Origin of the sequence: Micromonospora sp. NPDC048843 (assembly GCF_040649965.1) — a bacterium.
Classification (GTDB): domain Bacteria; phylum Actinomycetota; class Actinomycetes; order Mycobacteriales; family Micromonosporaceae; genus Micromonospora; species Micromonospora hortensis.
The window spans coordinates 1-21,517 of record NZ_JBEZGJ010000067.1 but is presented as its reverse complement, the minus strand read 5'-3'; the positions used below and the strand labels follow the sequence as shown (position 1 = coordinate 21,517).

General features: G+C 70.6%; 20 protein-coding genes and 1 pseudogene. 9 read left to right on the top strand and 12 right to left on the bottom strand.

Going from position 1 to position 21,517, the window contains the following annotated elements:
• Positions 1 to 66 precede the first annotated feature (66 nt).
• Positions 67 to 1,305, bottom strand: coding sequence for an ROK family transcriptional regulator (locus AB0C20_RS17350; RefSeq protein ID WP_357184980.1), 1,239 nt, complete (start codon positions 1,303 to 1,305; stop codon positions 67 to 69).
• 78 nt (positions 1,306 to 1,383) lie between these two features.
• Here AB0C20_RS17350 and xylA point away from each other — a divergent pair, with 78 nt between their 5' ends.
• From xylA to AB0C20_RS17335, 3 genes are all read left to right on the top strand, one after another.
• Positions 1,384 to 2,571, top strand: coding sequence for a xylose isomerase (gene xylA / locus AB0C20_RS17345; RefSeq protein WP_091405721.1), 1,188 nt, complete (start codon positions 1,384 to 1,386; stop codon positions 2,569 to 2,571).
• Positions 2,572 to 2,580: 9 nt separating this feature from the next.
• Positions 2,581 to 4,008 (top strand): xylulokinase, encoded by a 1,428-nt coding sequence (gene xylB / locus AB0C20_RS17340; RefSeq protein WP_357184984.1) that lies wholly within the window; start codon positions 2,581 to 2,583, stop codon positions 4,006 to 4,008.
• A 93-nt stretch (positions 4,009 to 4,101) separates the two neighbouring features.
• Positions 4,102 to 5,535: an MFS transporter gene (locus tag AB0C20_RS17335; protein ID WP_357184986.1), complete on the top strand. Its 1,434-nt coding sequence runs from the start codon at positions 4,102 to 4,104 to the stop codon at positions 5,533 to 5,535.
• Positions 5,536 to 5,663: 128 nt separating this feature from the next.
• On the opposite strand, the gene AB0C20_RS17330 is transcribed toward AB0C20_RS17335, so the two are convergent.
• The 5 genes from AB0C20_RS17330 to AB0C20_RS17310 form a co-directional block, all read right to left on the bottom strand.
• Positions 5,664 to 7,337 (bottom strand): glycoside hydrolase family 13 protein, encoded by a 1,674-nt coding sequence (locus AB0C20_RS17330; RefSeq protein ID WP_357568339.1) that lies wholly within the window; start codon positions 7,335 to 7,337, stop codon positions 5,664 to 5,666.
• 30 nt (positions 7,338 to 7,367) lie between these two features.
• Positions 7,368 to 8,414 (bottom strand): LacI family DNA-binding transcriptional regulator, encoded by a 1,047-nt coding sequence (locus tag AB0C20_RS17325; protein WP_091405707.1) that lies wholly within the window; start codon positions 8,412 to 8,414, stop codon positions 7,368 to 7,370.
• A gap of 68 nt (positions 8,415 to 8,482) precedes the next feature.
• Positions 8,483 to 9,451, bottom strand: a complete 969-nt coding sequence (locus tag AB0C20_RS17320; protein WP_357184993.1) for a carbohydrate ABC transporter permease — start codon at positions 9,449 to 9,451, stop codon at positions 8,483 to 8,485.
• A gap of 1 nt (position 9,452) precedes the next feature.
• Positions 9,453 to 10,499, bottom strand: a complete 1,047-nt coding sequence (locus AB0C20_RS17315; protein WP_357184996.1) for a sugar ABC transporter permease — start codon at positions 10,497 to 10,499, stop codon at positions 9,453 to 9,455.
• Between the two features lie 71 nt (positions 10,500 to 10,570).
• The gene (locus AB0C20_RS17310; RefSeq protein ID WP_238684499.1) at positions 10,571 to 11,917 is read right to left on the bottom strand and encodes an ABC transporter substrate-binding protein; all 1,347 of its coding nucleotides are present in this window, start codon (positions 11,915 to 11,917) and stop codon (positions 10,571 to 10,573) included.
• Between the two features lie 250 nt (positions 11,918 to 12,167).
• Here AB0C20_RS17310 and AB0C20_RS17305 point away from each other — a divergent pair, with 250 nt between their 5' ends.
• Complete coding sequence (locus AB0C20_RS17305) at positions 12,168 to 12,941, top strand: peptidoglycan DD-metalloendopeptidase family protein (protein ID WP_357185000.1); 774 nt, start codon at positions 12,168 to 12,170, stop codon at positions 12,939 to 12,941.
• Positions 12,942 to 12,992: 51 nt separating this feature from the next.
• Here AB0C20_RS17305 and AB0C20_RS17300 read toward each other — a convergent pair whose 3' ends face one another.
• From AB0C20_RS17300 to AB0C20_RS17280, 5 genes and pseudogenes are all read right to left on the bottom strand, one after another.
• Positions 12,993 to 13,487 (bottom strand): TspO/MBR family protein, encoded by a 495-nt coding sequence (locus AB0C20_RS17300; RefSeq protein ID WP_357185003.1) that lies wholly within the window; start codon positions 13,485 to 13,487, stop codon positions 12,993 to 12,995.
• Between the two features lie 172 nt (positions 13,488 to 13,659).
• Positions 13,660 to 13,803, bottom strand: a complete 144-nt coding sequence (locus AB0C20_RS17295; protein WP_007464364.1) for a GPGG-motif small membrane protein — start codon at positions 13,801 to 13,803, stop codon at positions 13,660 to 13,662.
• Positions 13,794 to 14,570 carry a metallophosphoesterase gene (locus AB0C20_RS17290; RefSeq protein WP_357185006.1) on the bottom strand — a complete coding sequence of 259 codons (777 nt, stop codon included), beginning with the start codon at positions 14,568 to 14,570 and terminating at the stop codon, positions 13,794 to 13,796. Before AB0C20_RS17290 ends, AB0C20_RS17295 begins: the two co-directional genes overlap by 10 nt.
• A gap of 10 nt (positions 14,571 to 14,580) precedes the next feature.
• On the bottom strand, positions 14,581 to 14,856 hold the full coding sequence (locus tag AB0C20_RS17285) for a hypothetical protein (RefSeq protein WP_357185009.1): 276 nt from the start codon (positions 14,854 to 14,856) through the stop codon (positions 14,581 to 14,583).
• Positions 14,853 to 15,440 (bottom strand): annotated as a pseudogene (locus tag AB0C20_RS17280) (nucleotidyltransferase); the annotation flags it as partial. The gene AB0C20_RS17285 and the pseudogene AB0C20_RS17280, both read right to left, overlap by 4 nt.
• A gap of 179 nt (positions 15,441 to 15,619) precedes the next feature.
• Between AB0C20_RS17280 and AB0C20_RS17275 the strand changes: the two are divergent.
• On the top strand, positions 15,620 to 16,291 hold the full coding sequence (locus AB0C20_RS17275) for a thymidylate kinase (RefSeq protein WP_357185281.1): 672 nt from the start codon (positions 15,620 to 15,622) through the stop codon (positions 16,289 to 16,291).
• Here AB0C20_RS17275 and AB0C20_RS17270 read toward each other — a convergent pair.
• Positions 16,276 to 16,968 (bottom strand): SDR family NAD(P)-dependent oxidoreductase, encoded by a 693-nt coding sequence (locus AB0C20_RS17270; RefSeq protein ID WP_357568336.1) that lies wholly within the window; start codon positions 16,966 to 16,968, stop codon positions 16,276 to 16,278. The genes AB0C20_RS17275 and AB0C20_RS17270 overlap by 16 nt on opposite strands.
• 160 nt (positions 16,969 to 17,128) lie before the next feature.
• On the opposite strand from AB0C20_RS17270, the gene AB0C20_RS17265 reads away from it, so the two are divergent.
• The 4 genes from AB0C20_RS17265 to AB0C20_RS17250 form a co-directional block, all read left to right on the top strand.
• Complete coding sequence (locus tag AB0C20_RS17265; RefSeq protein ID WP_357568335.1) at positions 17,129 to 18,145, top strand: NAD-dependent epimerase/dehydratase family protein; 1,017 nt, start codon at positions 17,129 to 17,131, stop codon at positions 18,143 to 18,145.
• A gap of 76 nt (positions 18,146 to 18,221) precedes the next feature.
• Positions 18,222 to 19,136 carry a MurR/RpiR family transcriptional regulator gene (locus AB0C20_RS17260; protein ID WP_357185019.1) on the top strand — a complete coding sequence of 305 codons (915 nt, stop codon included), beginning with the start codon at positions 18,222 to 18,224 and terminating at the stop codon, positions 19,134 to 19,136.
• The gene (gene murQ / locus AB0C20_RS17255) at positions 19,133 to 20,074 is read left to right on the top strand and encodes an N-acetylmuramic acid 6-phosphate etherase (protein ID WP_210784546.1); all 942 of its coding nucleotides are present in this window, start codon (positions 19,133 to 19,135) and stop codon (positions 20,072 to 20,074) included. The genes AB0C20_RS17260 and murQ overlap by 4 nt, the downstream gene beginning before the upstream one ends.
• Positions 20,075 to 20,451: 377 nt before the next feature.
• On the top strand, positions 20,452 to 21,517 hold a 1,066-nt coding region (locus AB0C20_RS17250), incomplete at its 3' end, for a sigma-70 family RNA polymerase sigma factor (RefSeq protein WP_357568334.1).

The window sequence follows — 21,517 nt, the reverse complement described above, 5'->3', positions numbered from 1 at the left end:
GGATCGTTGCCTGAGAGCAAGGGTACCGATTCTCCCCCGACAGCGGCGCACGGCGCGGGGTGGCGATCAGCCGGCGCGGGCCAGCCAGCCGGCGGGCTGGGCGACGATCCGGCGGGCCACCGAGCCGGCGGCGCCGACAGCGGCGGCCTCCGCGCCGAGCGTCGACGGGCGGACAGTGACCGGCGACCAGGCCGCGGTGAGCACCCGGGCACCGATCTCGGCGAGGACCGGGGGGCACAGCCAGGGCGCGAGCGCCGCGTACCCGCCACCGAGCACCACGGTGTCCAGGTCGAGAAGATTGACGACGCTGGCCACCGCGACGCCGAGCGCCGTTCCGGCGTCGTGCAGCGCCCGCAGCGCGTCGGCGTCGCCGGCCTCGGCCAACTCGGCCAACCGGGCCGTCGCGGTGTCTGCGGGAAGCTCCGCCCGGGCCAGCCCGGCGGCGGCCACTATCGCCTCCTGGCCGGCGTACTGCTCCAGGCAGCCCTGCCCGCCGCAGCGGCACGGACGACCCTCGGGGTGCACCGGAAGGTGCCCGATCTCGCCGCTCCACCCGCGTACGCCGCGAAACAGCGCGCCGTCCAGCACGATGCCGGCGCCGATGCCCACCTCTCCGGAGATGTGCAGGAAGCTGGACGGGCCGGGTGGCTGAGAGTGCAGCTCACCGAGCGCCGCGAGGTTGGCCTCGTTGTCCACCACCAGTGCGGGGATGCCGGGCACCTGCTCGATCAGCGGAGGGTGCTCGGCGAGCAGCGCGGGCACCGGCACGTCACGCCAGCCGAGGTTCGGCGCGAGCCGGACCAGCCCGGCGTCGTCCACCAGGCCGGGCACCGCGAGCGCGGCCCCGACCAGTGTGAGGCCGTGCCCGGCAGCGTCCTCGCGGGCTGCGACGGCCATCTCGACAAGGCGGGCCAGGGCGTCGGCGGGGGCCACCGGGCGCAGGTCGGCCCGGTGCACAGTGCGGTGCCGGACCTGGCCGGCGAGGTCCACCACGCAGACCGCCAGGTAGTCCACGTTGACCTCCAGGCCGAGCCCGGCCGGCCCCTGATCGGCCAGGACCAGTCCGCGCGCCGGGCGGCCGGCGCCCGAGCGGGGTGCGGGGTCGGACTCACTGACCAGCCGGCCGGCGAGCAGGTCCTCGACCACAGCGGACACTGTGGCTCTGGTCAGGCCGGTAGCTGTCGCCAGGTCGGCCCGGGAGGGAGGTCGGTCGGCCGTGGCGATCCGGCCGAGGACCAGGGCGAGGTTGAGCTCGCGCAGGCTGCCCTGACGGACTGCGCCGGCCGGGGCGTGGGTGAGGCTCACCCCTTGACAGTGCCATAGGGTGGGCAAATAATTCAATCGCTGAACAAATAGCGGACAACACCACCCCGGAGGTCGCTCATGGCACCCCGTCCCACCCCCGCCGACAAGTTCTCCTTCGGGCTCTGGACCGTGGGCTGGCAGGCCCGCGACCCGTTCGGTGACGCCACCCGTCCCGAGCTCGACGCGGTCGAGGCAGTGCACCGGCTCGCCGAGCTGGGCGCGTACGGCATCACCTTCCACGACGACGACCTGATCCCGTTCGGCGTCGACGCGGCCACCCGGGACCAGCACATCGCCCGGTTCCGCAAGGCCCTCGACGAGACCGGCCTGGTGGTGCCGATGGTCACCACCAACCTCTTCACCCACCCGATCTTCAAGGACGGCGGCTTCACCAGCAACGACCGCGACGTCCGCCGGTACGCGCTGCGCAAGGTGCTGCGTCAGGTCGACCTGGCCGCCGAGCTGGGCGCCAGCACCTTCGTCATGTGGGGTGGCCGCGAGGGCTCCGAGTACGACCTCGCGAAGGACGTCCGCGCCGCCCTGGACCGCTACCGCGAGGCGGTGGACCTGCTCACCCAGTACTCCATCGACAAGGGCTACAACCTGCGGTTCGCCCTGGAGCCCAAGCCCAACGAGCCGCGCGGCGACATCCTGCTGCCGACCATCGGGCACGCGCTCGGCTTCATCTCCCAGCTGGCCCACCCGGAGCTGGTCGGCCTCAACCCGGAGGTCGGCCACGAGCAGATGGCCGGGCTCAACTACGCCCACGGCATCGCCCAGGCGCTCTGGCAGGGCAAGCTGTTCCACCTGGACCTCAACGGCCAGCGCGGCATCAAGTACGACCAGGACCTGGTCTTCGGCCACGGTGACCTGATGAACGCGTTCGCCCTGGTGGACCTCCTGGAGAACGGCGGCCCCAACGGCGGGCCGGCCTACGACGGCCCCCGACACTTCGACTACAAGCCGTCCCGCACCGAGGACATGGAGGGGGTGTGGGCCTCCGCGGCGGCCAACATGAGCACCTACCTGCTGCTCAAGGAGCGGGCAGCGGCGTTCCGCGCCGACCCCGAGGTGGTCGAGGCGCTCGCCGCCAGCAAGGTCGGCGAGCTGAGCACCCCGACGCTCGGCGACGGCGAGGGCTACGAGGAGCTCCTGGCCGACCGGTCCGCGTTCGAGGACGTCGACGTGGACGCTGTGGCCGCCCGGGGCTTCGCCTTCGTCCGGCTCAACCAGCTCGCCGTCGAGCACCTGCTCGGCGCCCGCTGAGGCCCCGCCATGCCGTTGGTCGCAGGTGTTGACTCGTCCACCCAGTCCTGCAAGGTGGTGATCCGGGACGCGGAGACCGGCGCCCTGCTCCGGCAGGGCCGGGCACCGCACCCGGACGGCACGGAGGTCGACCCGGAAGCCTGGTGGCAGGCGCTACGTAGCGCCGCCGACCAGGCCGGCGGGTTGGCCGACGTGGCGGCGATCTCCGTCGCCGGCCAGCAGCACGGCATGGTGTGTCTCGACGAGGACGGCCGGGTGGTCCGCCCGGCGCTGCTGTGGAACGACACCCGATCCGCCGACGCCGCCGCCGACCTCATCGAGGAGGCTGGCGGCGGCTCGGCCGGGAGTCGGTTCTGGGCCGAGGCCACCGGTAGCGTTCCGGTGGCCAGCTTCACCCTCACCAAGCTGCGCTGGCTGGCCACGCACGAACCGGAGCGGGCAGCCCAGGTGGCAGCCGTCTGCCTGCCGCACGACTGGCTGACCTGGCGGCTGGCCGGCGCACCGGGACTGGAGGCGCTGCGTACCGACCGGGGTGATGCCAGCGGCACGAGCTACTGGTCGCCGGCCACCGGGCAATACCGACTGGACCTGCTGGAGCGGGGCTTCGGCCGGCGGTTGGTGCTGCCCGAGGTGCTCGGTCCGGCGGATTCGGCGGGAAAGCTGTCCGACGTACTGGGTGGGCCGGGTGGCGCCCTGCTCGGCGCGGGCACCGGGGACAACGCCGCCGCCGCGCTCGGTGTCGGCGCCGGGCCCGGTGACGTGATCGTCTCGATCGGCACCTCCGGCACCGTGTTCAGCGTCGCCGACGTGCCCGCCGCTGACGAGAGCGGTGCGGTGGCGGGCTTCGCCGACGCGTCCGGTCGCTTCCTGCCGCTGGTCGCCACGCTCAACGCGGCCCGGGTGCTGGACGCCGCCGCCGCGATGCTCGGGGTCAACCTGGACGAGCTGGCCGAGCTGGCGCTCTCCGCGCCAGCCGGGGCGGACGGACTGGTAATGGTGCCCTACCTGGAGGGTGAGCGGACGCCGAACCGACCGCTCGCCACCGGTGCGGTGCACGGCCTGACCCTGCGTACGTCGACCCCCGCGCACCTGGCGCGGGCCGCCGTGGAGGGCATGCTCTGCGCGCTCGCCGACGGACTGGACGCGTTGACCGCGCAGGGTGCCACCGCCACCCGGGTCATCCTGGTCGGCGGCGGGGCCCGGTCGGCCGCGGTGCGGCAGATCGCCCCGCAGGTCTTCGGCTGCCCGGTCGTCGTTCCGCCGGCAGGGGAGTACGTCGCCGACGGTGCCGCCCGCCAGGCCGCCTGGGTCGCTCTGGGCGGCGACGCGCCGCCCGTCTGGGCGGTCGAGGGCACCGAGGAGTACGCGGCGGCTGCCGTCCCCGCCGTGCGCGACCAGTACGCCGCTGCGCGCGGGTTGGTGCTCGACCGGCGCTGACCGTCGGGATCGACGCGGGTGGGTGCCGGCCGACGGTGACCGGCACCCACCCGCGTGACGACCTCCTCCACGCGGTCTGGTTGGCTGCCGGTCATGACGGTGACCAGTGGCGGGCCCGGCCTGCGCCCGCACGGTCGGGGCGGTGGGCCGGCGCACCGGTTGTACAGCGTCGTGGTGTTCGTGCTGCTCGCCTCGCTGGACAACGTGGCGATTGGGCTGGTCCCCCCGCTGTACGGCCCGATCTCCGACGCGTTCGACGTGTCCGGTCGGCTGCTCGGCGTGGTCACAGCGGTCAGCTTCCTGGTCAGCGCGGTCGCGGCGGTCGGCTGGGCGTACGTCGGCGACCACACCAACCGCAAACCGTTGCTCATGGTGGGCACACTGCTCTGGGCGGCGGGCACCGGCGGTAGCGCGCTCGCCGGCGGCTACCTGACGTTCCTGGCCGCGCAGCTGGTCGCGGCGGTCGGCCTCGGCGCGGTCGGTTCGGTGGGCTTCTCCGTGGTCACCGATCTGATCTCACCGACCCGGCGCGGGCTGGTGATGAGCTTCTGGGGGCTCTCCCAGGGGGTCGGCACCCTCGCGGGCACCCTCGTCGGCGGGCTGCTCGGGGCCGCTGACTGGCGGCGGCCGTTCCTGCTGTTGACTGGCGTCGGCCTGGTCGCCACGGTGGCCTACCTGTTCACGTACGACGTCCGGCGTGGCCAGAGCGAGCCGGAACTGGCCGGCAGGTTGGATGCCGGCGCCGAGTACGACTACCGGATCAGCCGCGCCGACCTGCCGCGCATCCTGGCCCGGCGGACCAACCGGTGGCTGATCCTGCAGGGTCTGACCGCGCAGGCCGCGTTCGGCTCGTTGGTCTGGCTGCCGGTGCTCTTCGCCGAACGGGCCGAGGCCCAGGGCTACTCCACGTCGACAGCTGTTGTGGTGGGCAGCGTCTTCGCCACCCTGTTCCAGCTCGGTGGGGTGCTGTCCATCGTGGGCGGTCTGGTCGGTGACGCCGTGCAACGGCGTACCCCGCGTGGGCGGGCACTCGTCGCCTCGATCGGCATCCTCGCCGCACTGCCGTTCTACCTGGTGCTGTTCTTCGTACCGGTGACCATCGACGTGCCGGACGGCGCGAGCGGCGGCGCGGTGGTGGGTGCGGTACTGGCCAGTGTGTTCACCGAGCCGTCGGTCGGGCTGAGCCTGCTCACCGCCATCGTGGCGCTCGCGTTGACCTCGGCCAACTCGCCGAACTGGTTCGCGTTGATCGCCGACGTCAACCCACCGGAGCACAGGGGCACTGTCTACAGCCTGGGCAACCTGGTCAACGGGGTTGGTCGCGCGGCCGGCAACGGGCTGGTCGGGGTGGCCTTCCAGGCGCTGCGAGTGGCATTCCCGCCACCGCTGAACTTCGCCGTCGGGCTGGCCGCGTTCCAGCTCTTCTTCATCCCGACCGGTGTCATGTACTGGCTCGCCTCGCGAACCTCACCGGCGGACATCGACAACGTGCACGATCTGCTACACACCCGAGCCGACCGCCTCTGACCCGGCCGCTCGACGACGACCCTGATCCGCGCAACATCAGGGAAAGTGTTGCCTCGGGCGAGCGTGAGGGGCCAACATCCCCGATGTTGCGCGGATCTTGGCCCCTCACGCCTCCGTGCTGGGCTAGGTCAGCCTCGCAGCCAGACGGTGACGTCGGCCGGGACCGCGCCGTCGTTGTCCAGGGGCGCGCTGGCGGCGAGCACCTCGGCGCCGGCCGGCACCGGCACCGGGGCGGCACCGAAGTTGGTCAGCACTGTCAGCTCACCGTTGCGGAAGCTCAGCACCTCGTCACCGGAGGACAACCACTCCAAGGTGCCGCGACCCAGCCCGTGGGCACGGCGCAACCGCAGCGCCGTGCGGTACAGCTCGTACGTCGAACCGGGCACGTCGCGCTGGCGGTCCAGCGCGTACTCCGCCCAGAGCGCGGGCTGCGGCAACCAGCTCGCGTCGGTCGGCCCAAAGCCGTACGACGGGGCGTCGGCCTCCCACGGGATCGGCACCCGGCAGCCGTCCCGGCCGCGCTGGGTGTGCCCGCTGCGAGCCCAGGTCGGGTCCTGCCGGGCCTCGTCGGGCAGCGTGGTGTGCTCGGGCAGCCCCAGCTCCTCACCCTGGTAGAGGTACGCCGAGCCGGGCAGCGCCAGCATCAGCACTGTGGCCGCCCGGGCGCGGCGCAGACCGAGTGCGGCGTCCGGCTGCGGGTCGCCGATGCCGATGCCGTTGGGGCGTACGGTGCCGATCGGCAGGCCGAGCCGGGAGGCGTGCCGCACCACGTCGTGGTTGGACAGCACCCAGGTGGTCGGCGCGCCGACCGAATCGGTCGCCTCCAACGAACGGGTGATCACGGCGTACTGGGCCGGTGCGCTCCACGCGGCGAGCAGGTACTCGAAGTTGAACGCCTGGTGCATCTCGTCCGGGCGGACGTAGCGGGCCAGCCGCTCGGCTGGTTCCACCCAGGCTTCGGCGACCAGCACCCGCTCGCCGGGGTAGCTGTCCAGCACCTGCCGCCACTGCCGGTAGATCTCGTGCACGCCGTCCTGGTCCCACATCGGTGGGCGGGGCTTGTCGATCTCGTTGCCGGAGAGGATCTCCTGCGGCTCCTGCCAGTCGGCCAGGTCGGCCTGCTTGATGAGGCCGTGCGCCACGTCGACCCGGAAGCCGTCGACGCCGCGGTCCAGCCAGAAGCGCAGCACGTCCAGGAACTCCGCGTGCACCTCCGGGTTGTCCCAGTTGAGGTCCGGCTGCCCGGTGTCGAACAGGTGCAGGTACCACTGGCCGGGCTGCCCGTCGGCGTCGACGGTCCGGGTCCAAGCCGGACCACCGAAGACGCTCTGCCAGTCGTTCGGCGGCTGGTCGCCGCCCGGACCGCTGCCGTCGCGGAAGATGTACCGCGACCGTTCCGGGCTGCCGGGCGCGGCCGGCAGCGCGGCCTGGAACCAGCGATGCGCCGAGGAGGTGTGGTTCGGAACCAGGTCGACGATCACCCGCAGGTTGCGGGCCCGGGCCTCGGCGATCAGCTTGCCCGCGTCGGCGAGGGTGCCGAACAGCGGGTCGATGTCGCGGTAGTCGGCCACGTCGTAGCCGGCGTCGGCCTGCGGCGAGGGGTAGAAGGGGGAGAGCCACACCGCGTCCACGCCCAGCTCGACCAGGTGGTCGAGGCGGGCGGTGATGCCGGGCAGGTCACCGATTCCGTCCCCGTCCGAGTCGGCGAACGAGCGGGGGTAGATCTGGTAGATGGCGGCCTCGGTCCACCAGCCGGTGGCCGGTCGACCGGAGGGGGTCTGCTGCGTCGGGTCGGTGTTCAGGGTCGTCTCCCGTGTTGCTGTGTGTGGATTTCAGTGTGCCCGGGGCGGTGCGGTCGAGTCCCGGACCACCAACCGAGTGGGCAGGACCACCGGAGTGTCGCAACCGGCACCCCGTTGACTGACGATGGGGCCGGGCGGTCGGGCCCCGAGCGGGTCGAGCAGCATCTGGGCGGCCAGCCGACCCTGCTCGGCGGCGGGCTGGGCGACGGTGCTGAGCCCGAGCACACCGGCCAGGTCGTGGTCGTCGATGCCGACCACGCTGACGTCCTGCGGAACCCGCAGTCCGACGTCGCGCAGGGCGGTCATCGCGCCCATCGCCATCTCGTCGCAGGCGGCGACGATAGCTGTCGGTGGCTCGCCGCGGGCCAGCAGCTCGGCGGTGGCCCGGTTGCCGCCGTCGATGGTGAAGGTGGACTCGATGTCCAGGGTGGGGTCGGGTCGCAGGCCGGCGGAGCGCAGCGCCGCCTGGTAACCCCGGCGTCGGTCGAGGTGGGTGGTGAAGGCCAACTCGTCGTCCGGGTCACCGGAGATGTGGGCGATCCGGTGGTGGCCGAGGTCGATCAGATGCTTGGTCGCGACTCGCGCGGCCGCCACGTCGTCGATCCGTACGCACGGCCAGTTGGGCACCCTGCTGCCCGAGCTGATGGTGACGCCGGGCAGTTCCAGCGTGGCCAGCGCGGTCAGGTCGGCCGGACGCAGCGGTGTGGCGACCAGCATCATGGCGTCCACCCGCTTGTGCAGGTTGGCAGTCCGCAGGACCCGCTGGCGGACCTGCTCCCGGCCGCCCAGGTTGTAGAGCAGCAGGTCGTAGCCGGACTGGTGGAGGTACTCCTCGACCGCCTCGACGACGGTGCTGAAGAACCAGCGGGTGATCCGGGGGACAACCACTGCGACAGTGCCGGTCCGGCCGCCGGCGAGCCGGGATGCGCTCGGCGAGACCTCGTAGTCCAGTTGCTCGGCGGCGGCGAGTACCCGGCGCCGAGTGGCGGCCGAAACCGTCGGTAGTCCGCGCAGCGCCCGCGAGACGGTGGCCGTGGACACTCCGGCCAGCCGGGCCACATCATCGATCCTCGTCACGGTTTCCCCCGCTCGGTGCCCGGAGCGTCCGCCGCCGCCCGAGGGGCCAGGCGGCGGCGGACGCGCGGTCAGCCCTTGACGCTGCCGGCGAGCAGACCTCGCACGAAGAAGCGCTGCAGGGACAGGAACACGATGAGCGGTATGACGATGCTGACGAACGCACCGGCCGTCAGGCGCTGCCACTCGTTGCCTCGGGTGCCGGCCATCTCGGCGAGCCGGACGGTGAGCGGAGCGGTCTCGTCGCTGCCGCCCGCGAAGATCAACGCGACCAGCAGGTCGTTCCAGACCCAGAGGAACTGGAAGATGCCGAACGCCGCCAGCGCCGGGGTGATCAGCGGCAGCACGATGGTGCGGAAGATCTTCGGGTGGGTGGCCCCGTCGACCCGGGCCGCCTCCATCAGGTCCCCCGGCAGTTGCGAGATGAAGTTGTGCAGCAGGAAGACGGCGAACGGAAGCGCGAAGCAGGTGTGGGCGAACCACACCTGGGCGAACTTCTGCTCGTCGACCAGGTCCCAGGCCGGCATCAGCGTGACGCCGCCGAGGGTGACCCCGGTGGAGAAGAACCTCAGCAGCGGCACCAGGGCCATCTGCAACGGCACGATCTGCAACGCGAAGATCGCGATGTAGACCCAGTCCCGGCCGCGGAAGTTGATCCACGCGAGCGCGTACGCGGCGAGGCACGCGAAGGCGAGCGGGAAGAGCACCGACGGGATGGTGATCGCCAGCGAGTTGATGAACGAGCCGGCGAGCTGCCCGGAGGACGCCGAACGCCCGAACAGGACCTGCTCGTAGTTCTCGAAGGTGAACTGCGGGTTGGTGAAGGCCGTCCACCAGCCGGTGGTCTTGATCTCGTCCTCCGGGCGGAGGGAGGAGACGAGCAGGCCGAAGGTCGGGATGGTCCAGACCACCGCGATGACGATCGAGACGAGCGTCGCGGTGCGGCTGTTCAGCCGCTTGCGGACCCGCCCGGCCGCGCTGGTCGGGGTGCCGTCGGTCTTCTGGGTGCCGGCGGCGACGGTGGGCGTTGCGGTGGTCATCTCAGCCCTCCCGCTGTTGACGGAGGTTACGGATCTGGTAGATCACGACCGGGATGACCAGGATGAAGAGGAAGACCGCGAGCGCGGAACCCCGCCCGTTCTCGCTGTACCGGAACGCCTGGTTGTACATCTCGTTGGCGATCACGCTGGTGTCGTAGTTGCCGTTCGTCGAGGTTCGGACGATGTCGAAGACCTTGAGCGTGGCGATCGTGAGGGTCACCATCACGACGATCAGCGCCGGTCGGATGCTCGGCATGGTGATCTGCCAGAACATCTGCCACGGGCTGACCCCGTCGAGCCGGGCGGCTTCGACGATGTCACCGGGGATCGCCTTGATCGCGGCGGATAGCACCACCATGGCGAAGCCGGCCTGGATCCAGACCATGATGACGATCAGCAGCAGCGTGTTGAGCGGCGATTCGAGCAGCCACTGCTTGGGCTCACCGCCCAGGCTGACCACGATCTGGTTGAGCAGACCGATCTGGTCGCCCTCACCTCGGTAGGCGTAGACGAACTTCCAGATGATGCTGGCGCCGACGAAGGAGATGGCCATCGGCAGGAAGATCAGTGACTTGGCCACGGCCTCGAACCGGGCCTTGTCCACCAGTACGGCGTAGATCAGGCCGAATCCGGTCGCGACCAGCGGGACCAGGAGCACCCAGATCAGGGTGTTGATCAGGACCCGGACGATCGCGTCGTCGGAGAACATCCAGCCGAAGTTTTCCAACCCCACCCATTCGGTGCTGGTCCTGTTCATCAGGGAGAGCAGCAGGGTGCGGATGGCCGGCACGACCAGACCGATGGTGAGCAGCAACAGCGTCGGCAGCAGGAAGAAGAGCGCGAAGATCCCCTCCCGCTGCTTGATCCGACGGGGAAGTGGAGCACCACTCGTCGAGGCGGCGACGAGCTGCGCCTCCCGTCGCCGGGCGAACCAGGCCGGTACCACGTCGAGCAGCAGTAGGAGACCACCCACCACCAGCACGAAGGCAACCAGCCCGTACATCAGCATGAGGAGCTTCGGCTGCTGATCGGCGAAGTCGAACTCCATCAACCCTCCCTTCCGGGTCCACCTCGGCCGGTGGCCCGGCCCGCGTCAGCGGACCGGGCCACCGTCGGGGATCACTTAGGCCAGCTGCTCTCGATGCCCTGGAGCACCGGGGCGGTCGCCTTGCCGTTCAGCCACTCGACCATGCCCTTCCAGAACGTTCCCGCGCCGACGCCGGCCGGCATCAGGTCGGATCCGTCGAAGCGGAAGGTGCCCGTCTTGTCCTGGAGGATCTGGACGGAGAGCTTGTCGATCGGGCTGGCGACGTTGGCGATGTCCAGCTTGTTGTTCGCCGTGACCCAGTTGCCGAGCTTCGCGCGGCTGTTCACGTACTCCGCCGAGACGAGGTAGGTCTGCACGGCCTGGACCTCGGGACGGTCGGCGTAGCCGACGACGAACTCGCCCGCGCCCAGAACCGGCTTGCCCTTGGACGGGTCGATGGCCGGGAAGTAGAAGGCGAACGCGTCGCCGTCCTCGGCCACCTTGGTGCCCTCGGGGAACTGGTTGGCGTAGAACGACGCCTGTCGGTGCATCGCGCACTTGCCGGTGGTCACCGGCAGGCCCGCCTCCTGGAAGGCGGTGGTGGTGATGCTCTTGACGCCGCCGAAGCCGCCGTTCATGTACTTGTCGTTCTTGAGGATGCTGCCGGCGCGGTCGACCGCGTCGACGATCTTCGGGTCGTTGAACGGGATGGCGTGGGTGGTCCACTGGTCGTAGACCTCGGGACCCTGCGTACGCAGGACCACGTCCTCGATCCAGTCGGTGGCCGGCCAGCCGGTGGCGTCACCGGACTCGACGCCCGCGCACCACGGCTTCGTGCCGCTGGCGGCGATCTTGTCGCTCAGGGCGATGAGCTGGTCCCAGGTGGTCGGAACCTCCCAGCCCTTCTCCTTGAACGTCTTCGGCGAGTACCAGACGAAGGACTTCACGTTGGCGCCGAGCGGCACGCCGTAGAGCGTCCCGTTCACGGTGCCGTACTTCAGCCAGTCGGCCGGCATGTTCTGCTCGGCGAGGGCCTTGGTGTCGGCACCGAGGGACTTCAGCTTGCCGGCGTCCGCGAAACGCTTCACCAGGCCCGGCTGCGGCACGAAGGCGATGTCGGGGGCGTTGCCACCGTCGACCCGGACGGGGAGCTGCGCCTCGAACTCGCCGCTGCCCTCGTAGTCGATCTCGATGCCGGTGCACTCGGTGAACTGCGACCACGACCGCTCCAGCAGGTCGGCCTCGGCGTCACGGATGGACGCGTAGATGGAGACCTTCTTGCCGTCGTGGCCCTGGTACTTGTCGTATGCGGCGCACTCCGCGGAGCCCGCTTTGCTGCTCTTCTTGTCGTCGCCGGTACCGCAGGCGGTGGCGCTGAGCGCCAGCCCGATTACACCGGCGATCACGAAGGCCTGGCGTGGTCTGGTAAAGACCGCCATGCCGTCCTCCTTCCTAGCCGGCGCGGTCGTGCTGGTGACCCGTCGCCGGTCCGATTGGGCGTGCACACATGTAAGCGCTTGCATCCGGCCCGGTCCACCCCCTGTCAGACACGAGCGAGTAACAATCCGGAAACCTGCGGGCTGCCTGGTGGGCACGCTCCCGGGACAAGCTGGGGACTCTTTCGAAGATTGACGATATCTGTCAGGCTGAGCACACCGGATCGAAGGTTTTCGACATAGGAGGAGCTGTATGCGAAAGCGGTGGATCAGCCTGCTGGTGACGGGTCTCTTCGTCGGGGGAGCGCTGGTGCCGGCGACCCCGGCCCTGGCCGCGCCGACCTTCAAGGTGCCGTTCCCGTGCGGCCAGTCCTGGTCCGGGCAGACCCGGTCGGACCACAGCCCGGCGTACGCCGTCGACTTCAACCGCACCGACGATCTCGGCGACCCGGTGGTCGCCAGCGCCCCGGGCACTGTCGACCGGGTGACCGACCTCGGCGGCACCAGCTACGGCAAGTACGTCCGGATCAACCACGGCGGCGGTTACAGCACCTACTACGCCCACCTCAACGGCTTCAACGTCTCGGTCGGGCAGACGGTCGGGTACGGCAAGGTGCTCGGCTGGGTCGGCAGCACCGGCGGATCGACAGGCCCCCACCTGCACTACGAGCAGCGCCTCAACGGTGCCGACATCCAGGTCCGCTTCAACGGCACCCTCGCGCTGTACTGGGGCACCAAGAGCTACACCAGTAACAACGGGTGCTCCTCGGGCAGCGGCAACGGCACCGTCGACACCAGCGGCACGCCGCTGACCGTCCGCTCCGGCCCCGGCACCGGGTACGCCTCGGTGGGCACCGTCGCCGACGGCACCCGGGTGACCATCGCCTGCCAGACCAGCGGCACCAGTGTCACCGGCACGTACGGCACCAGCTCGATCTGGGACCGGATCGGCTCCGGCCGCTACATCGCCGACGCGTACGTGTACACCGGCTCGGACGGCTACATCCCGGGCGTGCCCCGCTGCTGACCCGGTGACGGCCACGGTCCCCGGCGGGTGCCGCCGCCGGGGACCGTGCGGTCAGTTGTTCAACTGCCAGATCGACAGGTTCAACGCGGCGGCGAAGGTGACCCAGGCCCAGTACGGCAGCATCAGCGCCGCCGCCACCCGGGACACCCGGGCGAACAGCACCACGGTGAGCCCGATCGCCAGCCACATCAGCACGATCTCGGCGAACGCCAACCCGTACTGCCCCGCGCCGAAGAACAGCGGGGTCCAGATCGCGTTGAGCACCAGTTGGGCGGTCCACGCCCAGAGGGCGGGGGAGAAGCCGACCCGGCGCCACACCAGCCAGCCGGCCACCGCGATCAGCGCGTAGAGCAGCGACCAGACCGGGCCGAACAGCCACGAGGGCGGGGCCCAGCCGGGCTGCCGCAGGTTCGCGTACTCCTCGGTGGTGCCCTGCACGCCCAGCCCGCCGATGGCGGCGGCGACGAAGACCGCCGCCGCGAAGCCGGCGAGAGCCCACCACGCTCGCCGCCCGGAGGTCACCGGCGCGTCCTGAGATATCTCCATGGTCGAGATATTTCCTCTCGAGGTCTGCTCAAACCGCCGAGCGGGAGGACGGTTCACGGGGCCGGCCGGCCACGAAAAAGCGCCGGGATCGCCACGGCCGGTGCTTCTGTCGGGAGGACGAAGCGTCGGTCGCGGCGACCCCGGCGGGTCCCGGAGTTAAGGCGTATGAGCGTTAATTGAAGATGCTGACACCACCCGGGCCGACCAACAGCCCGACGACGATGAGGACGATGCCCCACAGGATCTGCCGGCGGAACAGCGCGAGGATGCCGGCGACCACGAGTACGACTGCGAGAATCCAGAGAATCAGCTCCATGACCTCTGACTACCCGACTGGCCGATCGGGGAAACCTGGTCGGTGTCGAGTTGATCGCCAACGTGAAAGACGCTGTACGCCTGCTTGATCACCGGGTGCGCGACGTTGCGGACGCGTACCCCGCCGGGGGTCGTGCCGCGCTCGGTGCCGGCGTGCGCGTGCCCGTGCACGGCCAGCGCCGTGGGTGCCGAGTCGATCGCCTGCCCCAACTGGTACGACCCCAGGAAGGGGTAGATCTCCAACGGCTCGCCGACCAGCGTGTCCGGCACCGGCGAGTAGTGGGTGAGTGCTACCAGCATGTCGCAGTCCAGTGAGCGCAGCGCCGCACCGAGACGGTCCGCGCTGTCGGTGGTGGTCCGTACGAAGGACTTCATCTCCGGCTCGCCGAAGTCACTGGCGCACCGACCGGCGAACCCGCCGCCGAAGCCCTTGACGCCGGCGATGCCGAGCCGGCCACCCGCGCAGTCCAGCACGACGCCGTTGCCCTCCAGCACTGTGATGCCCGCGTCCTCCAGCACCTTGACCACCTGTGGCACCTGGTCACACTGGTGGTCGTGGTTGCCCAGCACTGTCACCACCGGTACGGCCAACCCGCCGAACTCCTCCGCCACGCAGCGCGCCTCGGCCTCGGTGCCGTGCCGGGTCAGGTCCCCGGCCAGCAACAGCACATCGGCGCACTCCGGCAGCTCCTCCAGCGCCGGTCGGAACCGGCCGACCACGTCCTCGTCCAGATGCACGTCGCCCACAGCGGCAATCCGGATCACCATGGAACCTCCCTCAGGGCAGTTGCTCGATCTCCGTGGGCGCTTCGACGCGGATCACCCCGATGTCGTTGGTGATCGGCACGTCCGGGAAGCGCTCCGACACCCGACGCAGGATCTCCTCCCGCCGGTGCGGACTCTCCACCTCGCCGTGGAGCACGAGGGAGCGTTCCCGTCGAACCACTGTGATCCCCTGTTCGGCGACGGCGGGGTCCTCGACGAGCAACCGTTGGATCTCCGCCTCGACGTACTCGTCCGGTGGCCCGGCGCCGATGTCGCGATGGTGGGTCACGATGTCCCCTCTCCTGGCTGGGTGCCGGCGGCCGGCACCACCTCCAGCCGGTCCAGCAGCACCAGGAACGCCTCGGCGTACGGCGAGTGCTGCGTCTCCTTGCGTACCCGTTCCCAGTCGATCTGCTCCCGCAACGAGCGGGCCAGTGGCAGACCGCGGGCGAAGTCGCAGTAGTGCTGGGAGAAGCTGAGCAGTTTGTGCACCATCAGCTGGCTCGCTGACAGCACCGGCATGCGAATCGCGTCCACCGGTCGGATGACGGTGTCGGCGAACGTCTCCTCGGTGACCGGCGTCTCGATCGGCCGGTGGATCAGGTCCACCATCCGGCCGTCGTCGAAGACCTTCACCAGCCAGTCCTCCGGTGGACGCTCGGCGACGAAGCCGGCGGCCACCAGGGCTTCCAGTGCCGCTTCCACGTCGGCCTCCCGGATCAGGAAGTCGACGTCGTGATCGCTGGAGTGGCCTCCGTGGGCATAGACCGCGAAGCTGCCGCCCAGGGCGAACGGAATCTCGGACTGCTTGAGCACGGCGGCGACCTTCTTGAGGGTGTGCACCAGACTCTCGTCTCCGCGCTCAGCCATCTGGTTCCTCCGTCGTCGTGTTGGTGGACCGGCGGTTGGATTTCAAACTCCGGTACCCGGCATTCCGGTCGTCCACACCTGCTGGTGTCTCGGTCGGGCGTCAACAGGGATGAAGCACCACAAACCTCGCGGACCAGGTGCGTGGGTCGGATAACCTGTGGAGAGTGGCCAGATCATCGGGGATGCGACGACGCAAGGCCCGATTGCGCACCGTCGCCCTGATCGGGATCGACGGTTCGGGCAAGACCACACAGGCACACCGGCTGGCCGACGCGCTGACCGCCGCCGGACGCCCCGCCACCTACCGCCGCAACGCCAGTGGCCGCCGCTGGCTCGGCCGGCTCGCCCAACGCCTCGGCCGGCCGGACGCGCAACGGCTCGTCGGTCGCGACGGCGTGCTGGCCGTGGAGTCGGTGCTGCGCTGGCTGGCCATCGCCATCGCCCTGATCAGCTGTCTGCTCACCGGCCGGACGGCGGTGATGGACCGCTACTCGGCCTGCCAGTACGCGAGCATCCGGGCCCACGGCGGGCAGCGCTGGGAGCGGCTCGCCCGGGCCGGCTACCGGCTGTTCCCGACGCCGCAGGTGACCTTCCTGCTCGCCGTCGACCCGGCGGAGGCGTACCGGCGCATCGAGGAACGCGGCACCGACCACGAGACGATGGGGTGGCTGACCGCAGCCGACACCGCCTACCGGGCACTGCCCGAGTACCCCAGCTTCGTGCTGGTGGACGCGGGCCGCCCGGCCGAGGAGGTGACCGAGCAGATCCAGGCGCACCTGGAGACCTGGCTACCGCCGTCCGCCTCGGGTGGAGAGGACGTCGGCCCGGTGGTGGTGGCTCAGGCCCGCCCGTAGACCGGCACTGTGGCACCACTGGTCGGGGCGGAATCGGCCGACGCGAGGAATCGGATCACCGGCGCGATCTCGGCCGGGGTCACCCAGCGGGAATGGTCGGCGTCGGGCTGGGCGGCCCGGTTCGCCGGGGTGTCGATGACGCTGGGCAGCACTGTGTTGCAGCGCACGTTCTGCGACCGGTACTCCACAGCGACCGCGTTGGCGAAGGCCAGCACCGCCGCCTTGGCCGTCGAGTAGCCGGCCGCGCCGCGGAAGGGGGTGACCGCCGCGCGGGCCGAGACGCAGACCACCGAGCCGCCGCCGGACGACACCAGGTGCGGAAGCGCGGCCTGGGTGACCAGGTAGGTCGGCCGCAGGTTGACGGTGATCATCCGCTCGAACTCCTCGACCGGGGTCTCGTGCACCAACCCGCCGCTGGCGTACCCCCCGACGAGGTTGACCACCGCGCGCAGCGGCGCCGCCGGTTCGCCGGACGCGGCCTCGACCGCCTGCGCCGCGCCCGCCGGCTCGCCCAGGTCCGCGACTACCCGGACCAGTCCGGCCGCCGCCGGCCCCGACCCGGGCCGGGCTTTCCGCTCCGGTACGACCACCCGCCAGCCCGCCTCGACGAACGCGGTGACGACCGCCCCGCCAAGCCCCCCGAACCCCCCGGTAACCAGAACGCTGCCCTGTCCCATACGCCCCACGCTAGTGCCCCCACGCCTCCTTCGGGCCCCTCCGTCGATCATGAAGTTGTTGCCGTGAGACGCCGATCCGAGTGGTGACAACTTCATGATCGCGGTCTGCCGTGGGCAGATTGGTGGGGTCGTTCGAGCCTTGAGGGCGCAGGATCGGCGGATGCGGATCCTCATTCTCGGTGGCACCAAGTTCCTCGGCCGGGCGACGGCCCGGCTCGCCCTTGAGCAGGGTCACGAGGTGACCTGCGCGGCCCGGGGTGTGTCCGGCGCCGTGCCGGACGGGGTGCGCTTCGTGGTGGCCGACCGCGATGATCCCGACTCGCTCGTCCCGCTCGCCGCCGAGGGCTTCGACGTCGTGGTCGACGTGACCCGCCAGATCAGCCACGCCCGGCACGCGCTGGCCGCGCTCGCCGACCACGTCGGCCACTGGTCGTTCGTGTCGACGATCTCGGTGTACGCGGACGACACCACCCCGGGCCAGACCGCTGCGGACGCGCCGATCCTGGCTCCGGCCCCGCCGGACGTGGACGGGCCGATCGGCCCGGACCACCGCTGGTACGGCGAGTGCAAGGTGAGCATCGAGGAGTTGGTCCGGGAGCGGGTGGGCGTGGACCGTTCGTTCATCTGCCGGGCGGGCCTGATCGTCGGTGCGGAGGATCCGAGCGACCGTTTCCCGTACTGGGTGCGGCGGCTGTCGGCCGGTGGCGAGGTGCTGGCCCCCGGGCACCCGACTGATCGGGTGCAGTTCGTGGACGTCGCCGATCTGGCCCGTTGGTTGCTGCACGCCGCCGGCACCCGCCTCGGCGGCACGTACGACGGCACCGGTCCGACGATGTCCCGAGCCGAGATGTTGGCCGGGGTGGCCGCCGGGCTGGGCATCGCCGATCCGACCTTCACCTGGGTTGACCAGGATTTCCTGCTGTCCCAGGACGTGCGCGAGTGGTCGGGGGAGCGGGCGCTGCCGCTCTGGGTGCGGCTGCCGGAGACCGCCGGCCTGATGGACCGGGACGTCCGACCTGCCCTGGAGGCGGGTCTGACGGTCCGTCCTCTGGTCGACACCGTTCGGGCGACCGCGTCCTGGATGGCCGCACACCCGGCGGCCGTCCGGCATGGTGGACTGGACCCGGCGGATGAGGCGGCGATCCTGGGGAAGTGGCAGGCTGTGCGGGACCGGTGATCCCGGCGATCGAAGTTTCCCCCCACCTCGGACAGTCATAGTTGACGCTCACGCTTGGTGAAAGTAAGTTTCACCCGTGGCGAAGAGTCCGAAGATTTCTGCGAGTCACGAGCCCGGTGGGCTGATCGTCCACATCAGCGGGCTGTTGCCATCGCTGTCGCCCGCCGAGCAGCGGGTCGCCCGGCTGGTCGTTTCCGACCCGGCGGCCGCCGCCCGGCGGACAATCACCGACCTCGCCACCGCGGCCGAGACATCCGAGGCGACAGTCATCCGGTTCTGCCGTTCGGTCGGCATGGACGGTTACCCCCAGCTGCGCATCCGCCTCGCCGCCGAGGCCGCCCGCCGGATCGAGCCGCCAGACGCCCGAGTGGTGGGCGGTGACATCCCTCCCGGTGCCGACCTCGCCCAGATCATCGCCACCATCGCGTTCAACGACGCCCGTGCCGTCGAGGAGACCGCCGAGCAACTCGACCCCGCCGTCTGCGAGCAGGTGGTCGAGGCGATCAGTGGTGCCGCTCGGATCGACATCTACGGCGCCGGCGCCAGCGGGTTCGTCGCCTCGGACTTCCAACAGAAGCTGCACCGCATCGGCCGGATCGCCTTCTACTTCCCGGACGTGCACACCGCGCTGACCTCGGCCGCCCTCCTGGGCCGGGGCGACGTGGCGATCGGCATCTCGCACACCGGCACCACCTCCGACGTGATCGAGGTGCTGGAGCAGGCCCGTACCCGCGGTGCCGCGACAGTGGCGCTGACCAACTTCCCGCGCTCGCCGATCACCGACGTGGCGGACTTCGTGTTGACCACGGCGGCCCGGGAGACCACCTACCGCTCCGGCGCGACGGCCAGCCGGTTGGCCCAGCTCACAGTGGTCGACTGCCTCTTCGTCGGGGTGGCCGCCCGCAACCGGGCCCGAGCCCGCAAGGCCCTGGAGGCGACCGCCGAGGCGGTCCAGTCGCACCGGGTGGGTGCCAACCGGAGGCGGGGATGACGGCCGGTGCGGAGATGCCCGCACGGCCCGCTCGCCCCACGGTCCGGGTGGGTGCCCCCACCGAACGGCGTAACCCGCTCAGCGTCGACCTCGACCTGATGTCGACCCGGGACGTGCTCACCGTGATCAACGAGGCCGACCGGCGGGTGCCCGCGGCGGTCGCCGCGGTGCTCGACGAGATCGCCACCACCGTCGACCTGGCGGTCGCGGCGCTACGCGGCGGTCACCGGGTGCACTACTTCGGGGCCGGCACCTCCGGCCGACTGGGCGTGCTCGACGCGGCCGAACTGGCCCCCACCTTCAACTCGCCCCGACACTGGTTCTGCGCGCACCTCGCGGGAGGCCCGGACGCCATGTGGCGGGCCGTCGAGGACGCCGAGGACGACGACCGGGGCGGCGCTGTCGAAGCGGCCAGTTGTGTACGGGCCGGGGACCTGGTGGTTGGTCTGGCGGCCAGCGGGCGCACCCCGTACGTCCTCGGGGCGCTTGCCGCGGCCCGCGCCAAGGGCGCCTCGACGGTGCTGCTCTGCGCCAATCCGGAGGCGGAGGCCGCCCGGTCGGTCGACGTGTTCATCGGGGTGGACACCGGACCCGAGGTGGTCACCGGGTCGACCCGGATGAAGGCGGGCACAGCGCAGAAATTGGTGCTCAACACGTTCTCGACCGCCGTCATGGTGCGCCTGGGTCGGGTCTACTCGAACCTCATGATCGATATGGTGGCCACCAACGCGAAACTCCGTGGTCGAATGATCTCGATTCTGGTCGAGGCCACCGGTTGCTCGGAGGAGCTCTCCCGGCAGGCTCTCACCGAGGCCGACGGGGACCTGAAGACGGCGCTCGTTGCCCTCGTCTCGGGCGCCGAGATCGACGCCGCCCGGGCCGCGCTGGCCCGCTCGGCCGACCAGGTGCGCGGCGCTCTCGCCCTGCTCGCCTCCTAGCGCCACTCGCGCCGGGAAGCGAACGCGCCCTCGGATTGTTCATCTGGCCGGGGGGTAATAACACCCCCGTGAATGAACCGACCGGTCCACGGGTGCGTATCTGGCAGTGACCAGGATCGCATCGCGGTGGTGACCCGGGTCGCTGTGCCCCCACGGCGGGCGGTGTTGCCATGGTGCGGTAACCCGTACGTGGTGCCCAGTGGCGAGCCACCCGATGGGGTGCTGACAGCAAACATGGACCGTGCTCTCAGCTACTACTCAGGCATTCGTGACACTTTCGACTCACGACGAGGAATCCCCGACACGTCTCATCTGTTGTGTAGGTGTCAGCACCGATCGGCACAGCAGAAGTTACCAGGGGCTGACAGGTGTGGGGAATGGCAAGGAACCGGGCAACCGGCGCGAGCGAGGGGACCGTGGGCAACGTGGACAAGAACATCGGCATGCGAACCGACGAGGTTGCCGAGGAGCGCGACCTGGTCGGCGTCTACCTGCACGAGATCTCCCGGACGCCACTGCTGGACGCCGCCAAGGAGGTCGATCTCTCCAAGGCGATCGAGGCCGGCCTCTACGCCGAGCACCTGCTCGGTGAGGAAGCCGTTCCCGCCGGTGTCGACCGGGCCGACCTGGAGTGGCTGGTCGTCGAGGGCGAGCGGGCGAAGGACCTCTTCATCCGCGCCAACCTCCGACTGGTCGTGTCGATCGCCCGGCGCTACGTGCGCTCGGGGATGCCCATGCTGGACCTGATCCAGGAGGGCAACACCGGCCTCGTCCGGGCGGTCGAGAAGTTCGACTACGAGCGCGGCTACAAGTTCTCCACCTACGCCACCTGGTGGATCCGCCAGGCGATCAGCCGGGCGATCGCACAGCAGGAGCGCACCGTCCGTCTGCCTGTGCACCTGGTGGAGGACGTCAACCGGATGCGCAACGTGGCCCGGCAGTTGACCCGTGAGTTGGGCAGCGACCCGGAGCCGGAGCAGATCGCCAACGCCCTCGGCGTCACCGTCGAGCGGGTGAACGAGCTGCGCCGCTGGTCGCAGGACACCGTTTCGCTGGACACCCCGGTGGGCGACGACGGCGACACGAACCTCGGTGACCTGGTCGCCGACAGTGACGCGCCATCGCCGGAGGACATCGTCCTCAGCGGCCTGGAGCGGCAGCGCATCGAGGGGCTGCTCAATCACCTCGACGACCGGTCCGCCGGCATCATGCGGGCCCGCTACGGGCTGGAGGACGGCCGGGAGCACTCGCTCACCGAGGTCGCGTCCCGGTTCTCGCTGTCCCGCGAGCGGATCCGGCAGCTGGAGATCCAGGCCCTCGGCCGGCTCCGCGAGCTGGCTCGGGCGGACTCCACCAACAGCTGCGCCTCGGCCGTCCGGGCGTACCCGCCGACGAGCGCGCCGGCCTCGGCGAGGTGGGCGCGGGTGAGCAGCACGTCGCGGG